The sequence below is a fragment of the Zunongwangia pacifica genome (assembly GCF_023499215.1).
Classification (GTDB): domain Bacteria; phylum Bacteroidota; class Bacteroidia; order Flavobacteriales; family Flavobacteriaceae; genus Zunongwangia; species Zunongwangia pacifica.
Map to the genome: position 1 here is coordinate 162,152 of NZ_JAKHSK010000005.1, position 13,726 is coordinate 175,877.

The 13,726-nt window shown below is 38.8% G+C and carries 8 protein-coding genes and 1 riboswitch; of the genes, 2 read left to right on the forward strand and 6 right to left on the reverse strand.

Going from position 1 to position 13,726, the window contains the following annotated elements; all coding sequences use genetic code 11:
- Window positions 1-57 precede the first annotated feature (57 nt).
- Entirely contained in the window at window positions 58-1,110 is a 1,053-nt protein-coding gene (locus L1967_RS05250) for a hypothetical protein (RefSeq protein ID WP_249600678.1), read from the reverse strand.
- A 203-nt stretch (window positions 1,111-1,313) separates the two neighbouring features.
- A riboswitch (cobalamin riboswitch) is annotated at window positions 1,314-1,524 on the reverse strand.
- A gap of 583 nt (window positions 1,525-2,107) precedes the next feature.
- Between L1967_RS05250 and L1967_RS05255 the strand changes: the two genes are divergently transcribed.
- Both L1967_RS05255 and L1967_RS05260 read left to right on the forward strand, forming a co-directional pair.
- Window positions 2,108-3,832, forward strand: a complete 1,725-nt coding sequence (locus L1967_RS05255; RefSeq protein WP_249600679.1) for a GMC family oxidoreductase — start codon at window positions 2,108-2,110, stop codon at window positions 3,830-3,832.
- 3 nt (window positions 3,833-3,835) lie between these two features.
- On the forward strand, window positions 3,836-4,534 hold the full coding sequence (locus tag L1967_RS05260; protein WP_249600680.1) for a gluconate 2-dehydrogenase subunit 3 family protein: 699 nt from the start codon (window positions 3,836-3,838) through the stop codon (window positions 4,532-4,534).
- A gap of 130 nt (window positions 4,535-4,664) precedes the next feature.
- On the opposite strand, the gene L1967_RS05265 is transcribed toward L1967_RS05260, so the two are convergent.
- From L1967_RS05265 to L1967_RS05285, 5 genes are all read right to left on the reverse strand, one after another.
- Entirely contained in the window at window positions 4,665-5,558 is an 894-nt protein-coding gene (locus tag L1967_RS05265; RefSeq protein ID WP_249600681.1) for a carbohydrate kinase family protein, read from the reverse strand.
- A gap of 184 nt (window positions 5,559-5,742) precedes the next feature.
- Entirely contained in the window at window positions 5,743-7,485 is a 1,743-nt protein-coding gene (locus L1967_RS05270) for a RagB/SusD family nutrient uptake outer membrane protein (RefSeq protein WP_249600682.1), read from the reverse strand.
- 12 nt (window positions 7,486-7,497) lie between these two features.
- Window positions 7,498-10,650: a SusC/RagA family TonB-linked outer membrane protein gene (locus L1967_RS05275; protein WP_249600683.1), complete on the reverse strand. Its 3,153-nt coding sequence runs from the start codon at window positions 10,648-10,650 to the stop codon at window positions 7,498-7,500.
- A 10-nt stretch (window positions 10,651-10,660) separates the two neighbouring features.
- Window positions 10,661-12,274 carry a glycoside hydrolase family 32 protein gene (locus L1967_RS05280; RefSeq protein ID WP_249600684.1) on the reverse strand — a complete coding sequence of 538 codons (1,614 nt, stop codon included), beginning with the start codon at window positions 12,272-12,274 and terminating at the stop codon, window positions 10,661-10,663.
- 26 nt (window positions 12,275-12,300) lie between these two features.
- Window positions 12,301-13,620 carry a sugar porter family MFS transporter gene (locus L1967_RS05285; RefSeq protein WP_249600685.1) on the reverse strand — a complete coding sequence of 440 codons (1,320 nt, stop codon included), beginning with the start codon at window positions 13,618-13,620 and terminating at the stop codon, window positions 12,301-12,303.
- Window positions 13,621-13,726 lie beyond the last annotated feature (106 nt).

Genomic DNA, 13,726 nt, shown 5'->3' on the forward strand with positions numbered 1-13,726 from the left:
ATTAGGCAATTTTCCCTAATCTGGTTTGTTTATTTCTAAAGCAGTAGCGTTTAAAAGCTATTCTACCATCGATAAATCTGCTGCCCCTTTTATTTCAGTCGAAATTTCTCCAAGGGAGCCGGCCTTTCCCTGAGCTCCGGTATAGACCTTAACAAAGTCTATTCCTGGTAAGGCTATCAGATTCATTTGCTCATCTACCGCCCAATCAATATCCATGGTATTACCACCATACGTGGCATAATCTGCATCATAGTTATCTGCATACCCCCATTCTAAAGCATCAATAGTAGCCCATCCGTCTAAATTCACCTTAGGAAATACTCTGGTGCCCTGAAAGCTTAATTCATTGCGCTCTTCGATAAATAATGGATAGTAATTTTGTGTGTGGTAGGTATTAATCATTATGCTGTCCTGCACACCTTCAGTATCTATCCAGGGCACGTTGGCATATTCTCCTGGGTTCGAGTAAGTGACTTCATAATCTAATAGCGACTCTTCTTTATAATGAGCACTTCCGGCTAGTTCATACCATTTATCATCTGGCAACCCATTCCCATTGGCGTCGAAAGATACCTGTACGATACCAGGCTCAGATAAGCCGTTCATTGCATTTCCATAGATCACAAAATCCTTCTCATTTTCACGATTTTTGATGGTGTGGTCAAAACTAAAAATAACATAACCACCCCAGCCACCTAAAGAAAGTGTAGCTGTTTTCCCTCCAATCAAATCGATCGCATATTCCATAGATCCGTAAGTGGAGTTTATATATTGTCCCGGTGCGGGTTTATATTCCCAAATTTTTGAAATAAATTCACTACTATTCTCCTGTACCGGGCGATAATAAAGATCATAAGGATTATTTATGTTCAGCTTGTACGTTCTGTAAATAGAATCTGTATTGGTCGTTACCATTAAATCAAGATTAAAACTACCTGCTTGCTTCGGAACAAAACGAAGATGGGAAGACTCAGAAATCTGTTGTTTCTCCAAACTCCATTTAAACCGGGCTTCTTCCGGGAGATTGAGGATCTGGGGCTGGATGATTAAAGTATCCCTGCCAAGGATTAATTGGTACTCTTTCTGATAAGATGAATCAGTAAATTCCATGGGAATGCTTATTTCATCATCATCCTTACTACAGGAGGTAAATAAAAAAATCCACCAATAATGGCTAAAATCGAAAATGATAATTTTTGTTGCATTTGTTTGTATTAAGGTTAATAATTAGGTATCAACTTATTTACAAAACAAAACACAGGGGTCTAAGGTTAGAATAGAAATCTACCCAAAGCAATAACTCCCGAAAGCTTTGTTTTTAAAAACTTTCGGCAGGTCTTCTGACTCATTCCTCTTTCTAATCCTTCCCATCATTAATGACAGTGGAATAAATTTTTTAGAAAGATTTTTTCCGGAAACTTATCCAGAAAGAATTTACAGCAGCGGGAACTGTTCAGGGTTTACACCTGATTCCCTTTTAATACCATTCATTATAGAACAGTAACCGAAAATCACGGCAATGTTAGTCTAAATATTAGAATAAAAGGCTATAATGCCCCAAAAATTGAGCTTTTTAAAGTATTATTTTTATAGGATAGGGTTATTAAACCAACATAGAAAAACACTTTTACCACTTAGACGTATCCTGAAATGCAGGATCAAGTAATTTACTATTTAATGAAGAGCGATGTTAAAATATTCTATTTTTCAACCTAGAATGTAAGCATATCCTTAAACTTTATAAATTTTCACTACTATTTATAAAATTAAAAACTTTTATTACATTTATAGAAACTAAAAACTATAACGTTTTAGTTCGTATTGTCCGTCGATATTAATTTTTAATATTTTTAATTCAATCAGGTCATAAAATAGTCTTACAGATACTTCTTATGAGTCCGATTGAAGAAATAAATAATAATTAAGCATGCTAAGAATAAGCCAGATACTACATGCAAAAACAAGGAATTTGAAAGATCTTAAAGATCATTATTTTTCTTTCAGCGCTACCCTACTCCGTAAGTATTTAGTGTCAACAAGACTTCAACTTAAGATAAATAACCACCGTAAATGCGGAGTATATCCCGATTGGTAAAACTTTATATCTATGTCATTTCAAATTAAAAAATCTGCCAAAACCTACGATGTATGCATTGTTGGCTCTGGTGCTGGTGGAGGTATGGCCGCCAAAGTACTGGCCGATGCCGGTTTTAAAATTGCCATGCTCGAAGCCGGACCCGATTTTGATCCTAAAAATCCAGACCAGCGAACCCAGTTACGATGGCCCTGGGAATCGCCAAGAAGAGGCGCCTCGACCACCCGACCTTTTGGAGATTTCGATATGGCTTATGGAGGTTGGGAACTTGATGGCGAACCCTACACCAAAGCGACTAATACCGAATTCGATTGGTTTCGTTCCCGAATGGTAGGTGGCAGGACCAATCACTGGGGAAGAATATCCCTGCGTTTTGGCCCTTTAGATTTTAAAAGAAAAGATTATGATGGTAAAGGTGATAACTGGCCGATTGGTTATCAGGATGTACAACCGTATTATGATAAAGTAGATAAACTAATAGGTGTTTTTGGAACCAGGGAAAATATTCCTAATGAACCAGATGGCTATTTTCTTCCACCTCCAAAACCCCGATTGCACGAGCTTTATATTCAAAAAGGAGCGGCTAAAAGTGGTATCCCGATGATCCCTTCCCGACTTTCTATTCTTACACGAACGGTGAATAAGCAACGGGGAGCCTGCTTTTATTGCAGCCAATGTTCCAGATCCTGTACCGTTTACGGAGATTTTTCTTCCTCATCGGTACTCGTAAAACCCGCTTTAGAAACAGGAAACGTAGATCTGTATGTAAACGCGATGGTGAGAGAAGTAATTACCAATGGTGAAGGTGAAGTTCAGGGAGTATCGTATATAGACAAAGAAGACCTTAAAGACTATACCATTAAAGCCCGGGTAGTGATCCTGGCCGCCAGTGCCTGTAGCTCGGCCAGAATTCTTTTAAATTCTAAGTCGGCCAATCATCCCGACGGACTTGCCAATTCCAGCGGCGTGGTGGGACACTATCTTCATGATTCTACGGGTTCTTCCAGAATGGGATTTTTGCCAGATTTGATGGATCGTAAACGGTACAACGAAGATGGTGTTGGCGGAATGCACCTTTATACGCCCTGGTGGTTAAACGGGCAGATGAATTTAGGATTTACCCGTGGTTACCATATTGAATACTGGGGTGGTATGGGAATGCCTTCTTATGGTTTTGGTTTTAATACAACAACACTACAAAACATCACCGGATCAACTAAAAATGCCTATGGCGTAGGATTAAAGAATGATGTAAAACGTTTTTACGGCGCTACATTTGGAATGGCTGGTCGTGGAGAAAGTATTCCGAGGAAAGAAAATTATTGTGAAATTGATCATCAGGTGGTTGATAAATATGGTATTCCTGTTTTAAAATTCAATTACTCATGGAGCGAAGAAGAGGTAAAACAGGCGGCTCACATGCAGGATACTTTTGAGGAGATCATTCATCAGATGGGCGGTGTGCCACTAGGTAAAAAAGCTGGAAAGGATACCAGTTACGGACTTGAAAATCCGGGTCGTATTATCCATGAGGTGGGAACAACCCGAATGGGGAACGATCCAAAAACCTCGGTGGTTAATTCCTTTAATCAGGCGCATGATGCTCCCAATCTTTTTATTATGGATGGCGGCCCTTTTGTTTCTCAGGCAGATAAAAACCCTACCTGGACGATCCTTGCCCTGGCATGGCGCGCATCAGACTATTTAACTCAGGAATTAAAAAAAGGTAATATCTAAATTATGGATAGAAGAGAATCGCTTAAAAAAATGTTTGTTGGCGGAGTGGCTTCCAGTGTGATGCTGAGTAGCTGTATCCAGGAAAAAGAAAGACCAATCGAAAAAGGAGATATCATCGAAGAAGCTCCGGGCTATGGCCGTACGCCAGATGAAGCTTCCAGAGATGAAGCATTAAGAAGTGAACAGTTTTTTACTGAAGAAGAACTAGCAATGATAACAGTGCTTTCTGATATTATTATTCCTGAAGATGAAGATTCGGTAAGTGCATCGGCAACCGGTGTACCTGCATTTATTGAATTTATGGTTAAAGACATTCCTACATTACAACTGCCATTACGAGGTGGTTTAATGTGGCTGAACCGGGAAAGTCATAAAAGATTTGATAAAGGGTTTACCGCCATTTCCGAAGCGCAGCAATTACAAATTATAGATACTATTGCTTATCCTGAAGAACACCTTAAAAATTCTCCCGGCCCCGTGTTTTTTGAAGCCATTAAAAAGTTGGTGATTACAGGATTCTTTACCAGTAAAGAAGGGATCGCTTATCTGGACTACCAGGGAAACCGGCCAAATGTATGGGACGGTATCCCCGAAGAAGTGCTACAAAAACATGGAATGCAATACGATGAAAAAATACTAAAAGTGGCTATGAATCCCGAAACCCGCCATGAGGTGATGAACTGGGATGACTATTCGCTATAAGTTGTAGATACCAGGTTTTTAATGTAAGAAGACCAAAGAAAACTTATTATTTTCAATAGTCCTAAAAGAAAAGCCCCGTTATCATGACGATACGGGGCTTTTTAGCTGAAAAGAAAGATTTCAGAATAGATTAAGGATTAATAAATGATTGAAGCATTTCTCCTGTAATAACTGGATTAGCACCCTCTTGCCCGGCTACCAGCGCGCCCATTGCACAAGCCTGATCAAGTGACTGTTGCGGCTCTTCTCCCTGCAACAGCTTAGCAATCAATGTGGCAAGAAATGAATCTCCTGCCCCAACGGTATCTTTTACCTTTATCTGGTAACCAGAATTATAATAGAGTTTTTTATCGTGTAGAAACACGGCTCCGTGTCTACCTTTAGTCACGCATATTGATGTTGCATTAGATTTTTCTGCTATAAAATGAAGATTTTGTTCCAGGGAATTATACTTAGAGCCTAGCAAAGCTGCAATTTCAAAAAGCTCATCATCATTGAACTTTATAAACTCTGCATACCTTATCAATGACATCAATAATTCCTTTGAATAATGTGGAGGTCTCAGGTTAAAATCCAGCACACGAAAATGAGCTTTCTCTATAAGCTCGAACAAAGTATTTCTACTTATCTCATCCCGGCAAACTAAACTTCCAAATATAAAAACATCTGCATTTAAAACAGATTCCGACATGCCATCTTTAAGCTCGATCTTATCCCAAGCTGAAGGATATTCAATTTTATAAGTAGCAGATCCATTGGCAGAAAGGCTAACATTTACAATCCCGGTACTATGTTTCTCGTCTTTTAAAATATTCCCGGTTTCTATATATCTTGAGTTAAGATAACTGAGTAATTCATCTCCTTTTTCATCCACACCAACCTTACTAATCATCTCTGTCTCTATCCCCATACTGCTTAGTCTGCTTGCTACATTTAATGGTGCGCCACCTATTCTTTCTTTATTAGGAAAAACATCATAAAGGATTTCTCCAAAACACACTGCTTTTATTTTTTTTGTTATCATTTCTTAATTAAGAATTTAAAAAGGGAATACTATTTTCACGTAAATACCTTCGGGGCAAGCCCCCGAAGCATTTAATTTGAACATGATTTTTTTATTTCGAGGGAGCATTTAATCTCGATTATCGAAAAAAAACACGAGGACAAACCCCGTGTTTTTTCGAGCAATACAAAACAATCATCAACAATTAATATCCAGCGTTCTGAACGTAAAGTCCGCCTGTAAAATCAATTTCCCGTTGCGGGATTGGATAATATTCATCTCTCCCTGCTGTAAATACTGCATTGGCTAAAAAGTCTCTTTTAGTCTTTTCTTCATCCAGGTAAGCATTCAGCGTTTCTTCAGCTTCGCCCCATCTAACCAGATCAAAAAATCGTGGCCCTTCCATTCCAAATTCAAGTCTTCTCTCAAATTTTAATGCTTTCCAGGCAAATTCTTTATTCGGGAAAGAGGTATATAATCCTACGTTGTAGATATCTGAAGCTCCGGCAGCAATCGGTTTTTGTGTACTCGCAGCAGCTCGTTCTCTAACTTCATTTATCAAAGGTAATGCTTCTGTATATCGATCTAACTGAATAAGGGCTTCCGCTTTAAATAAAAGTACATCTGCATATCTAATAAATATTACATTTCTTGAAGTTCCAACAAAAGGCCCCTCTTTTATATAGCAAGAACAGTCTGGAGCCTGCTGTTCCTTCATATTTCCAAAGAAACCATACACTCCCGGATCTCTGGCCCAGCTGAATTTATAAATCATATCGCCCTGTTCATTTACCGTATTTCGGTATTTAAAAGGCCGTCCTGGTATTCCTACCGTATGATCTAACCTAGGATCTACGGTTAAGCCTGAAGATACGGCTACAGTCCCGTCTGCCTGCACATTGTTTAGTATATCTGATTGATTGAATGAATCTAATAAAGGCAGACCATTTGCATCTGTTCTAAATGAATTTACCATATTCTGACTGGCTAGATGGAAGCCGCAACATCCGTAAAGTCCGGTACCATGAGGAGAATTTAAACCTGTAACGAAGCTTACCCTTCCAACTCTGGTACCATCATTAATAGAGAATTGTGCTGCCCATATAGATTCTGGGCCATTTTCATAATCCATAAGAAAATTATTCGCGTAATCGGGCTCAAGACTACCAATAACCTCATCTGTATAGCTTATAACTTCCTGAAGCAAAGAACTATTTATGCTAACTACCTGATTGTTTTCGTCTTGCTCATAGGCCTGGTATAACTTAGTTTTAGCCAGATAGGCAGCAGCGGCACTCCTGTCTGCGCGCCCAACTTCATCCTGTTCCTCAGGCAAATTATTATAGGCAAAAAGAAAATCGTCAGCGATCATATTCCATAATTCCTGATTTGGTAGATCATTTCCGGTATCGGCGATTTCCTCCTTGGTAAGATCTTCAGTGATATAAGGAATCTTTTTGAATATTCTTTTCAGCATAAAATGGCAATGAGCACGCAAAAACCTCAACTCTCCCTGCCGGGTCGTTTTTACATCATACCCGGCTTCAGGAATATCATTTATTACGCTTAACGCAAAATTTATTCTGGAGATCGCTTTATAATAATTGGTCCATGTTCTTGGTGCCATTAATTCTCCCTGATCTGGAACTGTTAGATAATATTGTTCATATCTATCAACCTCGGCAACATCACTTCGGCCACCTCCACCTTTATAGGAATCATCAGAGCGAACGCTCCCGTACACCCACATGTGGGTTAAAGGACCTATCATATCATCATTGGCAATTCCTGCGTAAGCAGCAATCACAAGAGATTCGGCATTTTCGGCTGTTGCTACATTTTCGTTGGAAAGCACTCCTTCTGGTTCATATTCTAAAAAATCTTCTGAGCAGGATATTAAAAAACTGGAAAGCAACAATCCTGTTATGATATATTTTATATTTTTCATGATTATCATTTTTTAAAAATTCATGTTTAGACCAACAGAAAATACCGTTGGTACTGGGATTCTATTCACATCAGTTCTTTCAGGATCGGAACCTATATAACCATTTGGTGTAAACCATAACAAGTTCTCTCCCTGAAGATAGATCCTAAAGCTCTCTAAAACACCAATTTTTTCAATTAGAGTGTCAGAAAGGGAATATCCCAGCTGCGCATTTCTAATCTTGAAATATGAATTGTTACGGAACAAATAATCTGAAGTTCTTAAATCATTAAAGGCAAGCGATAAAGATGGAATATCGGTATTGGTATTATTTGGCGTCCATGCGTTAAGTACACCCATTCCGGCATTTTCCCTACCCTGAACAAAATTGTTCCAGGATATGTAAGGGTCTTGACCAATTCTTCCGGTCACTCCAGATCCAAATACCGAGAAATCCCAGTTCTTATAACCAAGATTTATTCTTATACCATATTCCAAATCTGGTAAGGTTGTTCCTATAAAATCACGGTCATCTGTATCTATAACATTATCTCCATTAAGGTCTTTAAATTTGATACCTCCCGGGCGAGCCCCCACTTGTTCTGGCGAGCTATCTATATCTTCCTGACTTTGGAAGAGACCATCAGATTTATAGCCAAATATCGAAAATTGAGAATGTCCCAATATTGAATTTTGTGCCGTTCCCGGGAATCCTGCCCGTACTTCTTCTGGCAGAAAAGTGATCTCGTCCCTAAAAGAAGAGAAATTAGTTGAAACTGAAAAAGTAAGTTCATTTTCGAAGGTAGTACTATACGCAAGGGCAAACTCCCATCCCCTGGTTTTGGTTGTTGCACCGTTTAAAACCCGTTGCTGACCTTCCCCAAGTACTGAGGGAATCGGTGGCGTGGTTAAAATATCTACCGTTTCCCTGGTAAAATAGTCAAAAGAACCACTTAATTTATTATCAAAAAGTCCAAAGTCTACCCCAAAGTTCCACTCTTTGGTCGTTTCCCATTTAAGATTTGGATTCTCTGCCTGAACAGAAACAAAACCAGAGGGTAAATTTCCTGTATTATTACCATTAATATCATAAGCAGTACCTATATTATAGTATTGTTCGAAGAAACCACTGGCATATTGCGAAAGTGTTGAGCCATATCTTGCTTCGTATAGTCCGAATCTGGCAAGATCGCCAATAGACTGATTCCCCACTTCTCCATAACCTGCTCTTAATTTTAGATTGGTAAGCGTCTCTATTTCATTCAAAAAATCTTCATTACTTATCCTCCAACCTGCTGTTACGGCAGGAAATACTCCATATCGATTATTCTTTCCGAACCTGGAAGAACCATCTCTACGTACCGTGACAGAAGCCAAATATTTATTACTAAAAGAATAATTTATTTTACCGAACTGAGAAAATAATCGGTTACCAGAAGAGTTTCCGTTAGCAGTTCTTGCGCCTGTCCCGGCATCCAATACAAAATAAGATTCTTCTTCTACCGCAAAACCTTCAGATCTTGCAAGAACACGGTCAAAATCATTTTTAACGGACTCTACTCCCAGAAGTACCCCAAAGTTATGATCTCCTAGTTCCAGTTTATAGTTTAGTGTATTTGTAAAAACAACACTGGTGTATTTATTAGTATCAAAAGTTAGGCTGTTATTAGTTCTGGTAATAAAGCCGTTATTTACTCGTGGCTCTATATCTTTTCTTTTAAAATCATTAAAGTCTACACCCAAACTAGATCTAAAACTTAGATTTTCTAAAAGATCAGCTTCTACATAAATGTTTCCAAAGAAATTATTTTTCTCCGTATTATCCCACCTGTTCAAATATTGTATTAATACGGGGTTGTTTCTATCTGAATATCCTGCTCCAATAGGCCCTGCAAAATCACCATTAATATCATATACGGGTATTGTTGGAGCAAGAGATACCGCTAACCCGGGAGTAGGCGCACTTCCCACATCTGGAGATGCCAGTGTTTCATCTGAAGTTGAGAATTGTGTATTTACTCCAAAACGTACCTTATCATCAAAAAGATTTGCACTTGCATTGATCCTGGCCGTTAAACGGTCGTAATTAGTATATTTAAGAATCCCAGTATTTTTAAGGTGCCCAAGATTTACCAGAAATGACGATTTTTCGGAGCTAGCAGAAACAGTTAGCTCATTATTATAAACATATCCTGTTTCGTACGTTGCTTCCTGCCAGTCTGTATCTCCTGCCGGAACTGTTTCATCTCCACCAACAAAAGGTCTTACGGTAACACTATTTAGTACAGGATTTTGGAAATCATTATTCCAGTCGAAATTATAGATCTCACCATAGCCTGATGCAGGATCGGCGCCATCATTTACAGAAGCCCTCCATAGAACTTCCCCTCGTTGAACTGAGTTAAGCATATCGTAACGCTGTTGTTTTTCAGATTGTACAGAAAAATTTGAATTGAAGCTTACACTTACTCTTTCTGCGCGCCCGGCACTATTCTTGGTGGTCACCACAATTACACCATTCCCGGCCCTTGCTCCGTAAAGGGAAGAGGCAGAAGCATCCTTAAGTACCTGGATAGATTCTATAGCATCTGGATTTATGGAAGAAAAAATTTCCTGCCGCTGTGTAGGGACTCCATCTATTACATAAAGCGGATCATTGTTCCCTAAAGTGGTTATACCTCTAATAAGCACCCTGCTACTTGCTCCCGTAGGATCTCCAGATTTTTCCACAAAAAGGCCAGGAACCCTTCCCTGCAGCGCCTGCATAGTATTTCCTGAACTTCTACTTTGTCCTTCTATAGGACCTGTTTGAACAACCGTTATAGCACCGGTTACATCTACCTTTCTTTCCCTGGAGTATCCTGTTAATACAACTTCATCCAGTAAGGCAGAATCTGCCTTTAAGGCTACATCTATTTTTGTATTACCATTTACGGGTATTTCAGTTTCTCTGTATCCAACAAATGTGAAGACCAAAATACCGTCTTTAGGAACATTTTTTAAAATGTAATTCCCATCAAAATCGGTAGATGTTCCATTACTTGTTCCTTTTACAAATACTGATGCTCCGGGAAGAAGCATTCCTTCCTCTGCCGTGGTTACCGTTCCTGATACTTCGATCTCCTGTGCCGAAAGAAAATTCAGCGAGAGCAGGAACATAAAAAATAAAATCGAATTTAATTTCATAATGTTCATTTTAGTTAAATGTTAGTTGGTAGGCTTCTATTTCATTTAGGGTAAACGGGACATCCATTGATTGTACTGAAAGCGTTTCCCAGGGACGATTTGGGAAGAAAATTTCTGTCATCACTGTTTTTCCTTCATCAAAGAATAATTCAATAGAAGTTCTATCAATTATGATCGTTCCATCAAGGTTATTAGCCGTTGAAATTCGTGGTGCTGTTGATATTTCTGAAGCGAATTCTTTAGAGAAATCTGTCTGACCTACTTTAGATCTATTGATAAAAAACTCGTTGTTGGAGTGATCATATCCAAAAAGAAGCTCATCTCCTACTAAATTTGAAAGTTTGAATTGGTATGTCGTTTTCTGTAAATCAGAAATTTCAAATCTTATTTCTGCACTGCTAAGCGCAATTTTTTCAGCATCAATGATCTTGGTTAATCCATCGATCTGAACATTTTGATCTTTATATTTTTTACTACGATAGCTTTGCAACTCTTTTACCGGCACTGAGCTAATAAGGTATTTACCATCCATTTTTTCAAGTTTTAGCTCTCTAGCAACAGTCATGGCACTACGCCAGGTTTCTGTAGGTACTTTTTGCGCATATTCCCAGTTGGACATCCATCCCAAAAACAACGTCCTTCCGTTTTCCTCAGGAATATTAGCCCAGGTGACACCCGCATAATTATCTTTTCCGAAATCTATCCAGTACGGGTGATTCGAGTCCAGATTACTCATTTGTTCGACCGGAGTAAATTTTTTCCCGTCAAAATCACCAATAAAATATTGCGTTCCAGATCCTCCATTATATCCGCCGGGATTAAGACTTTGAATTAGTACCCACTTTACCTCATCGGTACCTTCTACATACATTGGGAAGAAATCTGGGCATTCCCAAACTCCGCCATGTGCCCCAATACCTTCTCCAAATTCAGATTGACGAGTCCAGTTTTTAAGGTCTTTAGAAGTATAGAATAGTGTTTTGTCTTGCGCAGCCAAAACCATAATCCACTGTTGGTGAATGCCATCCCAGGTCACTTTTGGATCCCTAAAATCTTTGATCCCAGGATTTTCAATTACCGGATTCGCCTCATATTTAGTCCAGGTTTGACCTTCATCCAGACTGTATGCAATGGCCTGGGACTGGTAATCTATAGCTCCTTTTTCTTCTCCTTTTGGATCATGGTAAGTAAACATGGCCACAATTGGGGTTTTACCATCTTTACCAAAACCCGACGTATTGTTTTTATCTACTACGGCACTACCAGAGAAAATATATCCTTTCTCATCTGGGTAGATCGCGATAGGCTGTTCTTTCCAAGAAATCATATCGCTGCTAATGGCATGGCCCCAATGCATAGGTCCCCAAACATTATCATCTGGATAATATTGAAAAAACAAGTGAAAATACCCGTTAAAGTAAAACATACCGTTAGGGTCGTTCATCCAGTTATTTTTGGGGGTAAAGTGAAAATTAGGCCTGAAATCCTCATCTTTCTGAATCTCGACAGTAGTTATTTTTGTTTGATCTTTTATAGGTGCTGCATGCTCTTTGGTTTCTTTACATGACGTAAAAAAACTAACAGGAATGACCATATAGACTAGTAAGTAGACTATTTTTTTCATATTTGATTCGTTGTTAATTGGTTTATTTATTTGTTTATAGAAAGTTGTTCACTTAGCTCTTCCAGAGATTTCCCTTTGGTTTCTGGCATCATAAAAATCACAAAGACCAATTGCAGTACCATCATAAAAGCGAAGAAGGCAAATACATATCCAGCACCTATAGTGCTGAAAAGAAATGGAATACTTGATGGAATAATTGCTGCGAGTACCCAATGCGTTGAAGAACCAAATGCCTGGCCTGATGCGCGTAAACGGTTTGGAAATATTTCAGAAATAAACACCCATATTACCGCTCCCTGACCTATGGCGTGGGATGCTATAAAAAGGAATAGGAAAACCGGAACCCACATTCCTCCCCAATTCAGGAAAAAAGCGGCAGCTACAAGAGAAAGTGAGATTATATAACCAATAGAGCCATACAGTAAAAGTTGTTTTCTGCCAAGTCGATCTATTAAAAAAACTCCCAGAAGCGTAAACAGCAGATTCACCACTCCAATTCCTATACTACTTAATAGTGCCGTGCTTTCCCCTAAACCGGCAGATTCAAATATTCTTGGAGCATAATATAAAAAGGCATTTATCCCCGACAGCTGATTAAAAAAAGCGATCAAAAATGCAAGAATCAAAGGAAAACGATACTTTTTCAGAAAGATATTTTCTCCCGTTTTTTCTTTGGCATCTAACTCCTGTATCTCACGCAACTCCTTTCGAGAATCAAGATGCGGGTTGATCGTTGATAGCACTTTTTCTGCTTCCTCAATTCTTCCTTTGGAAATTAGCCACCTTGGGCTTCTAGGAATAAATAGGACAAATAGAATATATAAGAGTGCGGGCAATGCTTCTATACCTATCATCCACCGCCAGGGTTGTGCTCCGGTATTGCGTAATAAATAGTTGGATAAGAATGCTATCAAAATCCCCAAAACAATATTGAACTGATAAAGAGACACCAGCTTTCCCCTTTTATGGGCTGGTGAAATCTCAGATACATAAGCAGGCGCAGCAATGGTTGAAGCTCCTACGCCAAGGCCTCCCAGAAAACGAAAAACTGCAAAAGAAATAGGATCATTAACAAGGCCTGATCCCAAAGCAGATACAAAATATAGTATTCCTATTATGAAAAGAGTATTCTTTCTTCCCCATTTATTGGTAGGAATACCACCAAAGATAGCACCTACTACAGTCCCCCATAAGGCCATTGCCATCACCACCGATCCATGAAAAGCATCTGAAGTATTCCATAATGCCTGAAGCTGCTTATCGGCTCCTGAAATGACTACCGTATCAAAACCAAATAAAAAACCAGCAAGTGCAGCACTTATTGACCAGGTTAGAATTTTATTCATAACTTAATTTTTATGTCTAAAAACTAAAGTATGCTTAAAACCCACCCTTATATTTTAATAATTTCGCAAATGATTTTAATAATGTTAAGGATAAGTAAAATTTAAT